The sequence below is a fragment of the bacterium genome, assembly GCA_024228115.1.
Classification (GTDB): domain Bacteria; phylum Myxococcota_A; class UBA9160; order UBA9160; family UBA6930.
This window is the reverse complement of sequence record JAAETT010000291.1, coordinates 1-16,484: the sequence shown is the minus strand read 5'-3', so window position 1 is coordinate 16,484 and position 16,484 is coordinate 1. Positions and strand designations below refer to the sequence as shown.

Sequence of the window (16,484 nt, the reverse complement as noted above, 5' to 3'; positions counted from 1 at the left end):
GGTTCCCCTGCTTGCGCGATACGGAAGATGTGACCGCGGAGTCGACGATCAGCGTGACCGATCCCGACGGCTACGTGAGCGAATTGGATACGCGTCGATCCGGGCTCACCTTCGACCGGGTGGGCACCTACAACGTGCATGCCGAGATGACTCCTTTTCCCGGTGGGGAAGTCGTCACCGATGACGTTCAGGTCGAGGTGACCGGCCTCCGCGCAACGGTTTCTGTCGGTCCGGTCGCGCCGGGCCCTGTGCCCGGATTGGCGCCGTAGCTTCGGACGGTCTAGTCGTCCTCGATGATGAGGTGGGTGTCCAATAGCGCCCGTTCTCGCCATGCCCGTTCGAGTTCCGGCATGTGGACCACCTCGAACTTGATGCGGTCCGGTCCGAGGAAATAGACCGCGTAGTAGCCGCCATCCGCGTAGGGGAACTCGCCGGGCCCATCGGTGATCTCCCCGCCGAGACGTCGAACCAGGCGGGCGATTTCGTCCACCTGCTCATGACGAGCCACGTTGAGGGCGACATGGTGGAGGCCGGGTGCGTACACCTCGAACGGCTGGCTCGCATGTTCGGGCCTGGCAGCCCAGACGTTGAAAGCCCCGCCGATCCGCGCTGAGATGCTGACGACGACCGGGACGCCCACGCCGTCCCCGGCGCCCTCCGACTCGTATCCCAGGAATTCGAGGATGGGGCCCAGGAATCTCATGGCCACCGGGAGATCGCTGACCGTGATCGAGATGTGGTTGACGGTTCCGAGCAGCATGCAGGAAGCCTACCGCGCTTCACCGCTCCTCGAATTCTTGCCGCTAAGCTCGCAGCAATGAGTTCTGCCCCGCCGGTCGTTGCTGAGCATCTGCACAAACGCTTTGGATCCATGACGGTGGTCGACGATCTGAGCCTTACGGTGGAAGAGGGCAAGGTCTATGGCTTTCTCGGACCCAACGGAGCAGGCAAGACCACGACGATCCGGATGTTTCTCGGGCTGATCGCGCCGCAGGGCGGCTCGGTGAAGATCTTTGGCCACGACATACGGCGGGAATTCAAGCGCGCGATCCGTTGTGTAGGAGCGATGGTGGAAGGGCCGGCGTTCTATCCTTTCTTGACGGCACAGAAGAATCTCCAGCTCTTCGGGCGCCTGTCCGGGGGCATCCCCGCCGGGCGCATCGAGGAGATGCTCGATCGGGTCGGCCTCTCCCGGCGCGCAGACCAGAAGGTGGCTGGCTTCTCTCAGGGGATGCGCCAACGTCTGGGCATCGCCCTGGCGATGCTCGAGAAACCTCGTCTGCTGGTACTCGATGAACCGACCAACGGTCTGGACCCTCAAGGCACCCGGGAGATCCGCGAACTCCTGCGCAGCATTCGTGATGATGGCGACACGACCGTGTTCCTCTCCAGTCATCTACTCGGCGAGATGGAACGCATCTGCGATCGGGTGGCCGTGATCTCCCAGGGACGGATGTTGCGGGAGGGCTCGCTCGACGAGTTGCTCGGGGCGGATGAGGGCGTCGTGGAGCTGGCGGTCGAGCCCGACCGGGACACGGAGGCTGCCGAGGTCTTGAAGCGTCGCTTCCAGCTCGAGCCCCGTCGGATCCGGCACGGCCAGCTCGAACTGGTCGTCGATGGTAGGGTCGGCGCTTCCGATGTGAACCGCGTGCTGGTCGAGGAGGGGCTCGCAGTGCGCGGCCTTCGCAGCCGTCGGCGCAGCCTCGAGCAGGTCTTCGTCGAACTGACCGGGGAGGCTTCGGACATCCAATGAACGCCCCCTTCGATTTCCTGCGAACCGTGGCACGCCTTGTGCGTGCCGATGTGACGAAACTCTCGCGCTATTGGGTCGTTCTTGCGGGTTTCGCTGCCATCGCTCTCCTCGCCGTTTCGGGCACGGTGGTCTTCCACCGGATCGAGCTGGCGGCCAACGTCACGTCGAACTCGGGCTACGGGTTTGCGTTGGCGGTGGTGAACCGGCTCGTGGATGTCTCGATGCCGATCGTCTACGTGCTCGTCTGCATCCTGTTCGCCATCGACGTCTCGAATTCCACCGTCAAATGCATCCTGACCCGCCCTGTGACACGCATGGAGCTGCTCGTTTCGAAGTATGTGACGGCCTTCGGGATGGTCACGCTGGGTACGGCCATGCTCTGGGCAGTGGCGCTCGTCGGTGGTGCCGCCTACTACGGTCTGGGCGACCTCACGGAGAACGGCTACGTGGTTTTCAGCGGCGGATACGTTCTCGGACAGTTTGCGATCGGCGCATTCTTCCTGCTCATCGGCCTCAGCTGTGTCGCAGCCATGGGCGTTGCAGTTTCCACGTTTTCGAGCACGATGGGCGGTGCCATCATCATCGGACTCATCTTCTTCTTCATGCTCGAGTTGTTCGCGGTCATCCCCACGAGCCTCGGGCTGACCCTCTCGCTAGGCGGTGAAGATTTCGTGTTGCCGTTCAGCTCCTTCGCGCTACCCAACCAGCCGCTCATCCCCCTGGGCGTCCTCGATGATCTGGCGACGGGGGTCTCCATCGAGAGCTGGTGGATACCGCCGATTCAACGCATGCTCACGATCTGCCTCGCCTATCTCGTCTTCTTCGTCGGGCTGTCTGCGCTCGGTGTTCGCAAGCGGGATTTCACGCTATGAGGGGCGGACAGTGGCTGGTCGTCGCATCCCTGGTCCTCATGGGTTCCCCCGTCGCTGCTGCGGACGCTCTCTTCGTGCGCTCCAAGATCGAGTTTCCGGGCAAGATCGAGGATCATCTACTTGCAGATGTCGATGGAGATGGACGCCTCGATGTGTTGGTCGTTCACGCTGCCGCGGGCGATCGCTACGACTACCGGCTCGCCTATTGCCGCCAGAAGGCCGAGAAGAAATTCGACGGCTGTGAGATCCTCGATCTCTCCGAAGATGTACGCGCGTTCGATGTCGGCAACGTAGATCCCGCACCGGGCGCCGAGTTCGTGATGGTGACGACATCCGGCATCTCCTGGTCGGCCTTCGAAAAGGATGGGTTCGGCCCGCGTCACACCTTGACGGAGGTGCCATCCGTTTTCGTGGGCACCGATCCGGATATTCCGCGTCCTCTCGATGTGCTCTTCGATCTCGATGGTGATGGGCGCGACGAACTTCTTCTGCCAGGCCAGGCCGGGCCCACCTGGGTGAAGCCCGATGGCCAGGTCCAGCTCTTCGAGAGTCCGGCGGTCGTGCTCTACCGCCTCGCCAATCGGGGCGCGGACGTGAATGCCGTGCTGAGCAGAGGTTTTCAGAGCCGGGTGACGAGCGAGATGAACACACCCGATGCGCACGTCTTCGATTGGAATGGGGATGGGCGTCTCGATGTGGTGACCCAGCTCGACAACGTCGTGCGCATCTTTCTTCAGGACGGGGCGGGCGGTCTGCCCAGCCAACCTTCCCGGACGGTCGAACGCAGCACCCTGGCGGAGGCCGAGCTCGATTCCTCGTTCACCGGCGAAGTGACGAGCTTCGCCCAGCTCGATCTCGACGGGCAGGCAGATCTGATCCTCACGAAGTGGGGGAGCTCGGAGGAGCGCACCCGGATGGACCGGGCCGTCTTCTTCTCGCGCCCCGACGGCAGCTATCCGGACTCGCCCGATCAGCTCGTGCGTTCCGAGAGCGTTACGCCGGATTTCGATCTGGTGGATCTGGATGGCAACGGCACCCGCGATATGGTGGTTCCGTTCTTCCACATCGCACCCTCCCAGGCCGTGAAGGTGCTCACCCAGAATGCCCTGCGCTGGCAGCTGCGCGTCTTCTTGTTGGGAGAGAACGGGCGCTACAGCCAGGATGAGGGCAAGGAGTTCGCACGCATCGATGATCGGGTGGTGCTCGACTACAAGCTCGACATCCTCAAACTGCTGTTCGGCAACCAGGCACGGCCGACCGGTCGCATCGCACCGCTGCTCGATTTCGGCGCGGATTTCGATGGCGATGGCTACGCAGATCTGGCTGCGGATGATGGTGGCGACAAGCTGCGAATCTATTGGGGCAACGCGGAGGCGCGTTATTCGAGCTCACCCGACCAAGTCGTTCCCTTCGAATCGACGCTGGCCTACGACCTCATCGATGCAGATGGCGATGGCCTCACGGATCTCTTCGCCTATCACGGTACGCGCCCGGTGACGGAACAGATCAGCGGCCACGGGTTTCATGCGGTGAAACGGCGCCGAACCGAACGCGAACGAGCCCGACGTGCCGAAGAGGCACGCCGGGCTCGCAAGCAGGAAGAGGAGGTGCCCCACGAGCGGGTCCGCCTCGAGATCCTGATGAGTGTTGGAAGGGCCCGCTAGAAGCGGCGGCCGCCTCCGCCACCGCCGCCACCGCCGCCGCCACCGCCGCCGCCACCGCGACGGTCTTCCGCCTCGTTGACACGCAGGGGTCGACCACCCATGTCGCTGCCGTCCAGGGCACGCATGGCCTTGTCGGCGTCTTCACCGTTTTCGAACTCGACGAAGCCGAAGCCTCGGGAGCGACCGGTCTCACGGTCGGTGATGACGCGTGCAGACAGCACGTTGCCATGGGTTGAGAAGATGTCGCGTAGTTCGTCGTCGTTGGTGCGGAAGGGCAGGTTGCCCACATAGAGCTTCTTGCTCATTCGGTCTCCGATTCAGGTTCGTAAAGGAGGCTTCGATCGAGAGATGCACGAACCTGGGAATCCCGGGAGCCTGATCGCTGCGAAAGGGGGCCTCTGACGACAGATACGCTAGACGCTCGCCCACGGAAAGCAACCGGCTTGTTGGAAGGGTAGAGAAAACGCCCGTTCCCCGGGACATGGCCATGGGGAGCCCGAGCCGGTTTTTTGTCCACTTCCGCTCGAAGCCGATCGGGACTGACGTATTCTCGGGTCCATGGGGGCAGGAAGCGCAGGGTCGGATCAGCTCCCGCGGCAACTGGGGGCGCTCTCACCCGAATTCCTCTCCCGGCTCCTTCAGGCTGGGGCGCCTGGGGCCCGGGTCGAGTCCTTTCGCTGGGATCGAATCGGGGAAGGTGAGGGGATGCTGGGTCAGGTGGGCCGATTTCATCTCACCGGGGCGGACGTGCCACCGACCCTGGTAGCGAAGCTGCCCGCGGATCACCGTGCCAATCGGGGCCAGGGAGAGTTCCTGGGCCTCTACGAGCGCGAGATCCAGTTCTACCGGGAACTGGCACCCCACGTCGACTACCGGATTCCGCAGTTCCTGGGGGCGGCGATGGCGGCCGACCAGGCGCCAGGCCCCGCGCCGGACCCCGAATTGGGGAAGAAGCTCGCCCGCCTGCCGGGCTGGCTTCTGGGGGGCCTCGTGCGCCTCGGGATGCGTCTGGCGGGCTGGGTTCGGCGTCCCGCCGTGCTCCTGCTGGAAGATCTTGCACCCGCCGCGCCCGGGGATCAGCTCACTGCGTTGGACGACGGCGCGCTCGATGCCCTGCTGCGCGCAGTGGCCCACGCCCATGCGGGTTCCTGGAACGCCCCGATCCTGCTGCAGCAAACCTGGTTACCGTCGGTCGATACCGCGCCTTCCGTCCCCCAGGCCATCTATCGGATCGCCCGCCGCCGGCTTTTGCGCGGATGGGGCGATCGTCTCCCGGGGGCGCTCGTGGCCCTCGCTGACCGTGCCAACGCTCGTTCGCACGAGCTGGCTGCGGCGCTCGCAGGACCACCTTGGACACTGCTGCACGGTGATCTGCGCCTCGACAACCTGTTCTTCGCCGGGCCCACCGCGAGCGATGTCATCTTCACCGATTGGCAGGTGCCGAGCCGGGGCCGGGCGGTCAATGACCTGGCCTATCTGATGTCCGGCACCTTGGGACCCCAGGTGAGTGCTGACGAGGAGGATGGTTGGGTTTCTGGCTATCACGGGGAGCTGGAGAAGGCCGGAGTCTCCGGCTACGCCCTGGAGACATGCCTGGCCGACTACCGGCTGGCGTCGCTCTACATCCTGCCTCGCGTTCTCGCCGTTTTCGCCACGGTGGATTTCACCAACCGACGCGGCTTCGAGCTGCAGGCCCATTGGCTCGATCGCCTGATCGCGCGATTCGACGCCCGCCCCCCGGGCTTCTGGGATGAACAACTCTCACGGGTGGGTGGATGATGTCGTTTCCCTGCGGCTCCTGTCCCCCGAAGCGGTGGCTGACTACCTTTTCGTCCATGCGAAGTCACCTGCTGCTCCTCGTCCTGCTGGTGCTCTCGATGCGGGCGCACGCCGAGCCCGTGCACTCCGAGCCGGTGCCGCCGAAGCCTAACGTCCTGCTGCTCACCATCGATTGCCTTCGTCCGGATCACATGTCGCTATACGGACATGCTCGTTCCACGACACCCCAGCTCGAGGCCTTCGCGAGGGAGGCGTGGGTCTTCGAGAACGCCTTTGCCACGTCGGCCTGGACCAGCCCAGGGATCGTCTCGATGCTGACCGGCTACTACCCGCCGGTGCACGGGCAGAACGGACGACATAGCGTCTACGACGACGAACTAGCGTCTCCGCTGCGCGTCCTTGCGGATCAAGGCTATGAGGTACTCGGGCGCAGTGGCCGCGGGGCGACCTATGGCGGCCTGGGGTTCGAAGAAGAATTGGGCAAACTGGATTTCGAGACGTTCGTTCGAGAGCGGGCAGAACAGGAGCCCGGAAAGCCCTTCTTTGCCTGGCTGCATAGCAAGGAGCCCCATCTCCCCTATCGGCCGTCGGCACGCAACGCGGGGCGCTTCTTGAAGTCCCCGCCGTCGACGCCCGGATTCGACGCGGTCCACAATCACCATTTCGTGCTGCGCCCTCCTATTCCCGAGCTGCGTTTCACCCACCCGGGCGAGGTCGCGTTCGTGCCTGGCGATGCCGAGGCGATTCGCGCGCTCTACGACGAGACGGTGCGCGACGCGGACGACCATCTGGGACGTGCATTCAACGCGCTTCGCGAAACCGGGTTGCTGGAGCAGACACTGGTCATCGTATCGGCAGACCACGGAGAAGAGTTGTTCGAGCACGGCTGGGTTGGCCATGCGTCGACCGCCTACGACGGAAAACTCACTGACGAACTCGTGCGCATCCCCCTCGTCATTCGGGTGCCGGAAATGCTCCGCGGAGACTCCCCGCACGCTGGGCGGAGCACGGCCCTGGTGCAGGGAGTGGATCTGATGCCGACACTCTTCGAGTGGCTGGGCATTCCATCGGGGGCCATGCTGCCGGCCATGCAAGGGAAGAGCCTTGCTCCGCTGACCGACGGCCGAGCGAAGCAGGTACGCGAGTTCGTCTTTCTGCAAACCACCCGCAAAGGCTGGACCACGCCCAGGCACGAGATGCAGCGACGCGTCGTCGCCGTGCGAAGCCTGGACCGGAAACTCGTCTGGTGGCCGGAGGAGGCCGACCGGCCTGCGCGCCGCGAGGGATTCGACCTGTTCGCCGATCCCGAAGAACGCGAGGATCTCTACGCCGACAAACCCGGGGAGTTTCGAGAACTCGAACGCGCTCGCGAGGCATGGGATGCCGAGAACCTCCGTCACACGGCCGAGTTGGTGCTTCCTGGCGCAGACAATCATGAGAAGGCGCAATGGGAGGCGCTGGCGAAGGGCGATCTGCTCGCTGCACTCCAACGCTGGCGCCGGATCACGCTGCTCGATCGGACCTGGGGCTACGCTCAGGCACCCTTCTTCGACGAAGGACCCGCCAAGCAACCCTGGGAACGCCTACGCCACCGCGCAGGAACGGCCCTGGCCGCGGCCATCGAATGCGACGCAGAAGGCCGCGGTTTCGAAGTGCAGGGCGCCGATGCTGACAAGCAGGTGCACTGCACACCCGAACGCCGTTGAATCCCCACCCACCCAACAGCCGAGATGCCTGCGCGTAGTTTCCGCGCTGACCGCCCCCACCCGCGATCGGCCGCGTTGGCAACCGGAACCGCTTCGCCGGGGCTGGGCACAGGCCGGGCGGAAATAAAGCGCAGGCATAGGTGCGGTTCAGCGTGCGCGTAGGTTGCCCTGCGGCGAAGCCGCGAAAGGCAACACCCCGTCCATCTTTCTACGCGGTCATCCGATCCCGGCCGAGCCATTCCGCCCGGCCTGTGCCCAGCCCCGGCGACTCCAATCCATGCAAGAGGAGCGAAGCGGCCCAGACCGGTCCGCACTACTCTCTTTCCGCGCCAGGCAAGGAGGCCCCATGCTCGAGCTCTATCATCATTTCCTCTCCAGCTGCTCTCAGAAGGTGCGGCTCGTTCTCGCTGAGAAGGGCCTCCCGTATGAGTCCCATATGCTGGATCTGATGGCCGGGGACCAGCATGCCGAGGCCTACGTGAAGTTGAATCCGGGCCACGTCGTGCCAACCCTCGTGCACGATGGTCGGGCGCTGGTCGAATCGACCCTGATCAACGAGTACCTGGAGGATGCGTTTCCTGAGCCGCCCTGCGCGCCGGCAGATGCGCTGGAGCGTCACGCGATGCGGCTCTGGACGAAGCGAATCGATGGGCAAGTGCATCCCAGCGCCGGTGTGATCACATTCGCCATCGGGACCCGACCCGTCATCCTGCAGAAGACGCCGGAAGAGATCGAGGCGGGGGTACAGGCCATTCCGGACCCGGCGCGCCGGGCCGCTCGTCGTTCTGTGATCGACCACGGTGTGAAAGCGCCGGAGATGAAGGGCGCCCTGGCTGCTTTCGTCGCCATGCTCGATGCGATGGAGATCGCTCTCGCCGATCAGGCCTTCCTGGCCGGCGACGCGTTCAGTCTGGCCGACGCTTGCGTCCTGCCCTATGTGCTCCGCCTCGACCATCTTGCCATGACACCGTTCATCGACGCGCACCCTCGCGCAGCTGCGTGGTTCACGCGAATCAAGGAACGAGCGTCGTACCAGGAGGCCGTTGCGGCTTTCGTCCCTCAGCCCGTCGTCGATGCCTTTCAAGCGCAAGGCAAGGCGGTGTGGGCGGATGTGGAGGGGTTGGTCGCAAGTTGACCTTCGCTGCTTGCCAACGGTGCCACGATGTCTGATCCGCTCTACCGATCCCGTCCGACGGCCTTCGAGATGCTCCCGGCGACTACGGTGCGCAACGGGCCGGTCAACGAGTTCATCTACCTATCGGAGGGAAACTCGAACGCATTCTTGATCGTGACATCGGAAGGGCGCATCGTCATCAACACGGGCATGGGTTTCGAAGCGCCCATGCACAAAGCGTATTTCGACTCCATCGATTCCGGTCCCGTCCGTTATGTGATCTTCACCCAGGGCCATGTGGATCATGTGGGTGGCTCGGATCTCTTCGTCGAAGACGGCACGGAACTCGTGGCGCACGCCCACAACCCTGCCCATCAGGCGGAGGATGCACTGATTGCCGGTATCCGGGCGCGGCGTAGTTACTTTGCCTTTGCCGACTCGATCCAACGTGCGAATGCCTACGTCAAGGAAAAGCTGGGCGGGGTGGTTTCCGGGCAAGCACGGCCCGTGCCGACGATCACGTTCGACGAGCGCTTCGCGTTCATGTTGGGTGGCCTGGAGGTCGAGCTGATCTCGACACCGGGTGCCGAGACGAAGGATTCGCTGGTCGTCTGGCTTCCCCAGCACGGGATCTGTTTCACTGGCAACGTGTTCGGCGCACTCTTCGGTCATTTTCCGAACCTCGTGACGGTGCGCGGCGATCGCTACCGCGATGCGCTCACCTACGTCGCCACACTCGAGAAGATCCAGGCGCTCGATCCGGAGATGCTTTGTGTAGGTCATCACGAGCCGGTTCGCGGGCGCGAGTTGATCCGACGTGAACTTTCCCGAATGCGTGAGGCGGTGCTCTTCGTCCACGATGCCACGGTGAAGGGCATGAACGAGGGCAAGGACGTCTATACGCTGATGCGCGAGATCGAGCTTCCGCCGGAACTCGAGGTGGGCGAGGGCTACGGCAAGGTCTCCTGGTCGGTCCGCGCCATCTGGGAGAACTACGTCGGATGGTTCCATCACCACTCGACCACGGAGTTGTATTCGACGCCGCCATGGAGCGTATCGCCGGATCTCTGCGAGCTGGCTGGTGGTCCGGACATCATCGCCGAGGCGGCCCGGAAGAAGCTCGCAAGCGGCGCAGCGGTCGAAGCCATCCACCTCGCTGAAGTGGCCCTGGCCGCCGATCGCCACCACGCCGCCGCTACCGATGCAAGCCTCGAAGCTCACCGCATGCTGCTCGCCCAGGCCAGCAACTTCTGGGAGCATCGCTGGCTCGAAAAGCAAATTGCCAGACTCCAACGCAACGCAGGGGGAGCTTCCTGACGTAGCACGAACGCAAACCCTGCCGGGTTCGTGCTACCTCAAGGAACGTCCCCGCGTTCCCTTCGAGGAGAGACCATGCCTTCCGTCATCAAGCTCGGAATCAAGCGGCCTGTCACCCGGCCGCTCCTTCCCGATCCGGAGCCGCGCGATGTTCGCTACACGCTGATTTCCGTCGACGATCACCTGATGGAGCCGAAGCATACGTTCGTGGGCCGCCTACCGCGGAAATTCGAAGCCCGAGCGCCCCACGTCGTGGAGACCGAGGAGGGCCACGAGGTCTGGGTCATCGATGGTACGCCCTACTTCCAGGTCGGCTTCATGTGTGTTGCGGGCCGGCCGCAAGAAGATCATCGATTCGAACCTGCGCGCTATGAGGAGATGCGCCCCGGGTGCTTCGAGATCGATGCGCGCATCAAGGACATGGACATCAACGGGACGTGGGGGTCCGTGAATTTTCCGTCCGGCGTTACCGGCTTCGGAGGCCATCTCTTCTCGGAACTCGAAGATGCGGAGTTCGGCCTGGCCTGCGTGCGCGCCTGGAACGATTGGCTCTTCGAAGAGTGGTACGGCTCCTATCCCGAGCGAATCGTTCCGCTCGGGATCACCTATCTGGCCGATGCGGAGAAGGGTGCCGAGGAGATCCGGCGCAACGCGAAGCGCGGTTTCACCGCCGTGACCTTGCCCGAGCAACCTCACCGCCAGGGCTTACCGGCGGTCTTCAGCGACCATTGGGAGCCGATCATCCGAGCCTGTGCGGAAACACAGACGGTCCTGAACCTGCACGTCGGTTCATCGGGTTTCGCCCAGATGCCGGCCGGTGCCCCCATGCTCGAGCTCGGTGCGACCCTGTTTGGTCCGATGGCTCTGGCCTCCTGCGCCGAATGGCTCTGGAGCGGTTGGCCGGCTCGCTATCCGGAGCTGAAGATCGCCCTCAGCGAAGGTGGCATCGGCTGGGTCGCCGGGCTGATCGATCGGCTCGACAACATCATGAGCCGCTCCGGCTACGGGCAGGGATGGCCGGACCCGGGGACGTCCCCTTCCGAGGTGCTGCGCCGCAACTTCTGGTTCTGCATGATCGACGATCCTTCCACGATCGTTACCCGCCATACGATCGGCATCGAGAACATCCTCTTCGAGTCCGACTATCCCCACGGCGACGGCACCTGGCCGGATACCCAGGACGTGATCCATCAAACGCTTGGGGATCTTCCTAAGAACGAGATCCGCGCCATCACCTGCGAGAACGCCGCGGCGCTCTACCGGCATCCGCTGCCGGAGAAGATCGTTCCCTAGGTGGATCGTGGGCCACGACCCCGTGCGCCCCCCGCATCGCGTGCTGCACTCGAGGTCTGAATCGTGATGTCCGCATCTCTCGAAGTCTTCGGAGTTGGAACGGCTCGAACGTTTCGCGTCCATTGGATGCTCCAGGAAATCGGCGTGGCTCATAGCGTGCATCCGTTGCAGTCACGTTCGGGTGAAACCCAGGGGGAGGCGTTCCTCGCCTTGAATCCGCGTGGCAAGATCCCCTTGCTGCGCCACGGCGAGCTGGTTCTGGCGGAGAGCGCGGCGATCGTCGGGTATCTGGCGGAACACTTCTCGGGCGACGAGAGGCGCATCCCGCCGCCGGCGAGTCGGGAGCGCGCCCTGTACGACCAGTGGGCATTCTGGATCCTGACTGAACTCGACGCCCACACGCTCTACATCCTTCGTCGCCACGGCGATCTGGCGAATCTCTACGGTGAGGCACCAGCGGCCCTCCGCGCCGCCCGCGAATACTTCCAACGGCAGGTCGAGGTAGCGGATGCCGCGTTGGCACGAGGCGACGGGTTCCTTCTCGGCTCGCATCTGACCGGGGTCGATGTCCTGCTGGGCTCGTGTCTCGACTGGGCCCGTTTCTACGGCGAGACGCTTTCGGAGACCCTCGAGGCCTATCGCCTGCGTCTCGCTGGCCGAAGTGCGTACCAGCGTGCGGTAGACGTGAATTTCCCGCCGGAGGTTCGCGCTGCCCTCGCTGCCAGCCGGAATGCCTGAGGGGTGGTAGCGTCCTCGGTCGTTCCCGAGAAGGAGTCCCAATGCCCGTCGAGCATCTGAAGCCCCAGGACGGCCCGGAGCGAATCGCAGAAATTCTCGAGCGGGACGGATGCGTGATCGTGGATGGCGTGGCGTCTCCCGACCAGTTGACCCGTTTCCGAACGGAGATGGGTCCCTTCCTCGACGCGACTCCGACCGGGGTCGATGGCTTTTCAGGTCGATCCACGCGCCGCACCGGTGCTCTGATTGCCCGCTCTGAGCAAGCCCGGGAGTGGATTCAACACCCCCTGGTTCTCGGGACGGCAGACAAGGTGCTAGGCCACGTCACCAACTATCAACTGCATCTCACCCAGGTGATCGCGATCGGTCCGGGGGAGAAGGCCCAGGATGTACACAGGGACCAGTGGGCTTTCGATTTCTTTCCCTTCCCGAACGGGTACGAAGTGCAATGCAATACGATCTGGGCACTGACGGATTTCACGGAAGAGAACGGCGCCACGCGGGTCATCCCCGGCTCCCATCGCCATGAGGACAAGCTTCGCTACGCCTTCGAGGAGACCGAGCCGGCTGAAATGGATGCCGGGTCCGTGCTCTTCTACACGGGTTCGGTCTATCACGGTGGCGGTCCGAACCGAAGCGGCGCTGTCCGCATGGGTGTGAACATCACCTACGTGGTGGGCTTTCTCCGGCAGGAGGAGAACCAATACCTCACGGTTCCCCGTGAGATCGCGGCAACCTTGCCCAAGGATCCGCTTCGACTGATGGGCTACGCGCGTGGCGCCTACGCTCTCGGCTACATCGACGATACCCGTGATCCGATCGCCGCCGTTCGCCCGGACCTGCTCGATGAGAAGGGGTTGGGTGACCTGACGCCCGTGCAGCTGAAGAGCTCCACTCTCGCAGATGGCTAGATCGCGGCAGGCTACTCCAGGGCCATCGCCCGGAACGCAACCAGTTCCTCGTCACTCACGCCGAGTGCATCGCGGCGGAATGCGCCGAAGCTGCCGTGCTGTTCGAGGATCTCGTCGAAGCCGGCCTCCAGGTAGGCGCGCTGCACGCCGAGAATCGGGCGCACATCCTCCGGATCCGTCCGGAAGAACGAGGCGAGGCGGATGAAGAGGAGAATCTGCTCGATCCTCTGCTCCGTGTAGTGGTTCGTCAGCAGGAAGTCTTCGAAGACGACTTTCTCTGGAACGCCCAGTGTGCGAAGAATGAGCGCTGACGCCATGCCAGCCCGATCCTTGCCGCCGGTGCAATGCACCAGGGCGGGCAGGCTCTCCTCGTGTTGCACTCGCTCGAGCAGATGTGCGTAGCGGTCGGCGAAGTCTGTCACGAAGGCGCGATTGCCATCGACCAGCATCTGGGCCAGATCGATGCCTTCGAGATCGCCGGAGAGGATGCGGTCCTGGAGTTCGTTCATCTCGGCGCCCTCGACCGCGATCTCCAGTTCGAGAACTTCGGGTGCCGGATCGCTCGGCAGGCGGTCCGGGGCTTCGGCCTTCTCCTCAGCCGAGCGGAAATCGCAAACAAGTTTGATGCCAAGTTCACCCATCTTCGAGACGTCGCCGTCGGTGAGGTCTCCCAGGGCATCCGATCTGTAGAATTTCCCCCAGCGTACCGTGCGCCCGTCCTGGGTTGCATAGCCTCCGAGATCGCGGAAGTTGTGGGCGCCCTCGAGTGCCACATGTCGTTTCTTCACATGTCCGGGCATGTCGGCGTAGAGATCCGGGCCGGAACAGGCAAGGAGTGCAGGAAAGAGCAGGAGAAAGAGGGCGCGATGCATGGGCTCCGTCCTATCCGCGCTCAGGCGCTCGGATCGAAGTTCGCGATTGCCGCGAAGGCTTCTTCCGTGGCCTCCAGAACGCGATCGACGTCGGATTCCTGATGGGCGGTGCTGAGGAACATGTTGTGCCAGGGGTGGAGGTAGGCGCCTCGGCGAAGCGCCTCGCTCGTCCATCGGTAGGCCTTTCGAAAATGCGAGTCACCGTCGAAGAGGACCATGGGCATCTGGACGGGACCGGTCTGCCGGATCCCCACACCATGTCTGGCGGCCTGTTCTCGCCAGCCATCGCGTAGTCTTGTTCCCATCTCTACGACATGCTCGACGTAGGGTTCACGTGAGAGTTCGTCGAAGGTGGCAAGGGCAGCGGCCATCGGAACCGCCTGGAACCAGAACGAGCCGGTCATGTAGACCTTGCTGGCGGCTTCGCGGCAGCGCTCGTTGCCGACCAGCGCCGAGAGCGCGTGTCCATTCGCGATCGATTTGCCCCAGGCGCTGAGATCCGGCTTCACGCCGAGCGATTCCCAGCTTCCCCCGAAAGAGAGCCGCAATCCGGCGCGCACCTCATCGAGGATGAGCAGCGCCTCGCACTCCGTGCAGCGATCACGCACCTCGCGGGCGAAAGCCGCATCCGGCTCTGTCTGGTCGTGGGCCGCATCGTGACGAAAAGGGCTGACCAGGATGCCCGCGAGATCATCGCCCGCCCGTCGGATCGCCGTATCGAGGCTTTCCGGGTCGCCGTAGCAGAACTCGATCTGGTGGGCGCGGGCTTCCTCGAGGGTTCCAGTGGGGAAGGGCGTGCACCACGGGGCGGCACCATGGTAGGCGCCTTCAGCGAGGAGAATCGTTCGGCGTCCCGTCGTGGCGCGTGCGATCGCGATGGCTCCGCTAGTCGCATCGGTTCCGTTCTTGGAAAAGACGGCCCAATCTGCATGTTCGATGCGTGCTACGAAGCGCTCTGCGAGATCGACCATGATCTCGGATGGGCCGGTCATCGTATCGCCAAGGCGGCCCTGTTCGGAAGCTGCGGCCTCGACCTTCGGATGCTGGTAGCCGAGCAGCATCGGGCCGTAGGCGCACATCATGTCGACGTACTCATTTCCATCGGCGTCCCACAATCTGCAGCCCTCGGCACGCGAGAAGAACTGGGGAAACCCGTCGGGCAGGCGGCGGACGGACTGATGGCCGTACATGCCGCCGGGGATCACCTGGCGGGCGCGAGTCTGCAGCTCCAGGTTTCGCTCGTTCGACCAGTTCATGGCGTAGAAGGTGGCACAGCCTGGGCCCTCGCACCGATCGGATCTGCACAGGCGCCCACGCCACGGCCCGTGAGGCCGCTACGGGCGAAGCGACCGAGGGTGAGATCGCCCAGCACTGCGAAGCTCGTTCCTTCGGCGCGGGGGCGGCGGAATCTCTTGACCTTTCCGATGCGCTTCCCCGCTGCATCGTAGCTGGCACGCACACCCCACATGCTTCGCGCCGCCGGTTGGCCGGGCATGCCGTAGCGGAGGTCCTCCATCTCGGCGATGGCCCCGCCCTCCGGAAGGGTCGTGGTATGGACGACCACTTCGTCCATTGCGAACCAGCGCATCATCTGGCCTTCCCACGTACTCTCGAGTTCGACAGATGCCCGCGTAGCGGTCGGCGGGATGAAGCTTTCCCCGAACGGACAACCAAGGGCCAGTGTCGTATGCCACCCGACCCAGACCCGACCGTCGTGGCGGGCGACCACCCGCCGCATGAAAGGCTGGAGCAGCGTCGGATAGACGCGAATCTCCGCCGGAGCCGCGTTCAGCGCTCGGGCTGTATCGAAGCGCGCAAGTTCGTTCAGCCCGACACCCCCCACCAGGTAGAGGCTGGAGAGCAAGAGCGCGAAGCCCACGCGCCGGGGTGCGGCTCTGGCGAGGCCCAGCCCGGCTGGTGCGAAGAGCCCGATCGCGAGTATTCCCGTGTAGAACGGGTCGATGATGCCGACTCCGTTCAGTGCAAACCGCATGCGGCTGAATGGCGCCAGAAGCTGCGTGCCGTAAGGCGTGAACCAATCAAGGAGCGGATGGGTGAAGAGCGCGAGTACGCAAACCATCACCCAACTACGCAGGGCGGTCTTCCGGCGCGGATCCCAGCAGCGCCAGGAGAGCCAGCCGAGCATGGGGCCGACGACCGGACCGAACCACAAGGAGTGGGTCGAACCGCGGTGATAGAGAAGTTCGCCGTAGCCCTCGCGGAGCGGTGCGGCCATGACGTCGAGATCCGGCGACATGCCGACGAGAGCTCCCCAGATGAGGGCGCGCCGGCCAAGCTCCGGTGCCGCCACGCGGGCTACCGAAGCGCCTAGCCTGAACTATGCACGAAAGTTGGCTGAGAAGCTGGCTTTCCAATGTTTCAGCGTGCCGCGCGGCGATTGACGCTGACGGATCTCGTTTTGGGTGGTCGATGCCCATTCCGTGGCGCGAATGCGGAGTGTGCTT

The 16,484-nt window shown here is 64.1% G+C and carries 15 protein-coding genes and 1 pseudogene; 11 read left to right on the top strand and 5 right to left on the bottom strand.

Translation table 11 applies throughout. The annotated features are described in order from the left end of the window. The first annotated feature begins 11 nt into the window (after positions 1–11). Positions 12–269: a hypothetical protein gene (locus GY937_13045; GenBank protein ID MCP5057631.1), complete on the top strand. Its 258-nt coding sequence runs from the start codon at positions 12–14 to the stop codon at positions 267–269. A gap of 11 nt (positions 270–280) precedes the next feature. On the opposite strand, the gene GY937_13040 is transcribed toward GY937_13045, so the two are convergent. Further along, on the bottom strand, positions 281–760 hold the full coding sequence (locus GY937_13040) for a bleomycin resistance protein (GenBank protein ID MCP5057630.1): 480 nt from the start codon (positions 758–760) through the stop codon (positions 281–283). A gap of 57 nt (positions 761–817) precedes the next feature. Between GY937_13040 and GY937_13035 the strand changes: the two genes are divergently transcribed. Genes GY937_13035 through GY937_13025 form a run of 3 tightly spaced genes read left to right on the top strand, consistent with a single transcriptional unit; the run spans position 818 to position 4,289 of the window. After that, positions 818–1,753, top strand: coding sequence for an ABC transporter ATP-binding protein (locus GY937_13035; protein MCP5057629.1), 936 nt, complete (start codon positions 818–820; stop codon positions 1,751–1,753). Next, positions 1,750–2,625: an ABC transporter permease subunit gene (locus GY937_13030; protein MCP5057628.1), complete on the top strand. Its 876-nt coding sequence runs from the start codon at positions 1,750–1,752 to the stop codon at positions 2,623–2,625. Before GY937_13035 ends, GY937_13030 begins: the two co-directional genes overlap by 4 nt. Beyond that, positions 2,622–4,289, top strand: coding sequence for a VCBS repeat-containing protein (locus tag GY937_13025; GenBank protein MCP5057627.1), 1,668 nt, complete (start codon positions 2,622–2,624; stop codon positions 4,287–4,289). Before GY937_13030 ends, GY937_13025 begins: the two co-directional genes overlap by 4 nt. Here GY937_13025 and GY937_13020 read toward each other — a convergent pair. After that, entirely contained in the window at positions 4,286–4,594 is a 309-nt protein-coding gene (locus GY937_13020; protein ID MCP5057626.1) for an RNA-binding protein, read from the bottom strand. The two genes, GY937_13025 and GY937_13020, sit on opposite strands and share 4 nt — an antisense overlap. Before the next feature lie 253 nt (positions 4,595–4,847). On the opposite strand from GY937_13020, the gene GY937_13015 reads away from it, so the two are divergent. The 7 genes from GY937_13015 (at position 4,848) to GY937_12985 (ending at position 13,147) form a co-directional block, all read left to right on the top strand. Further along, positions 4,848–6,068: a phosphotransferase gene (locus tag GY937_13015; protein ID MCP5057625.1), complete on the top strand. Its 1,221-nt coding sequence runs from the start codon at positions 4,848–4,850 to the stop codon at positions 6,066–6,068. A gap of 56 nt (positions 6,069–6,124) precedes the next feature. Further along, on the top strand, positions 6,125–7,774 hold the full coding sequence (locus tag GY937_13010) for a sulfatase (protein ID MCP5057624.1): 1,650 nt from the start codon (positions 6,125–6,127) through the stop codon (positions 7,772–7,774). Between the two features lie 346 nt (positions 7,775–8,120). After that, positions 8,121–8,909 carry a glutathione S-transferase family protein gene (locus GY937_13005; GenBank protein ID MCP5057623.1) on the top strand — a complete coding sequence of 263 codons (789 nt, stop codon included), beginning with the start codon at positions 8,121–8,123 and terminating at the stop codon, positions 8,907–8,909. Positions 8,910–8,936: 27 nt separating this feature from the next. After that, positions 8,937–10,205, top strand: coding sequence for an MBL fold metallo-hydrolase (locus tag GY937_13000; protein MCP5057622.1), 1,269 nt, complete (start codon positions 8,937–8,939; stop codon positions 10,203–10,205). 75 nt (positions 10,206–10,280) lie between these two features. Beyond that, positions 10,281–11,498, top strand: coding sequence for an amidohydrolase (locus tag GY937_12995; GenBank protein ID MCP5057621.1), 1,218 nt, complete (start codon positions 10,281–10,283; stop codon positions 11,496–11,498). A gap of 63 nt (positions 11,499–11,561) precedes the next feature. Next, positions 11,562–12,236, top strand: coding sequence for a glutathione S-transferase family protein (locus GY937_12990; GenBank protein ID MCP5057620.1), 675 nt, complete (start codon positions 11,562–11,564; stop codon positions 12,234–12,236). Positions 12,237–12,277: 41 nt separating this feature from the next. Then, positions 12,278–13,147: a phytanoyl-CoA dioxygenase family protein gene (locus GY937_12985; GenBank protein MCP5057619.1), complete on the top strand. Its 870-nt coding sequence runs from the start codon at positions 12,278–12,280 to the stop codon at positions 13,145–13,147. Positions 13,148–13,158: 11 nt separating this feature from the next. On the opposite strand, the gene GY937_12980 is transcribed toward GY937_12985, so the two are convergent. From GY937_12980 to GY937_12970, 3 genes and pseudogenes are all read right to left on the bottom strand, one after another. Further along, positions 13,159–14,019, bottom strand: a complete 861-nt coding sequence (locus tag GY937_12980) for a tyrosine-protein phosphatase (GenBank protein ID MCP5057618.1) — start codon at positions 14,017–14,019, stop codon at positions 13,159–13,161. Between the two features lie 20 nt (positions 14,020–14,039). Next, positions 14,040–15,275 (bottom strand): aminotransferase class III-fold pyridoxal phosphate-dependent enzyme, encoded by a 1,236-nt coding sequence (locus tag GY937_12975; GenBank protein MCP5057617.1) that lies wholly within the window; start codon positions 15,273–15,275, stop codon positions 14,040–14,042. Beyond that, a pseudogene (locus tag GY937_12970) lies at positions 15,272–16,351 on the bottom strand (metal-dependent hydrolase). The gene GY937_12975 and the pseudogene GY937_12970 overlap by 4 nt, the downstream one beginning before the upstream one ends. Between the last annotated feature and the right edge of the window lie 133 nt (positions 16,352–16,484).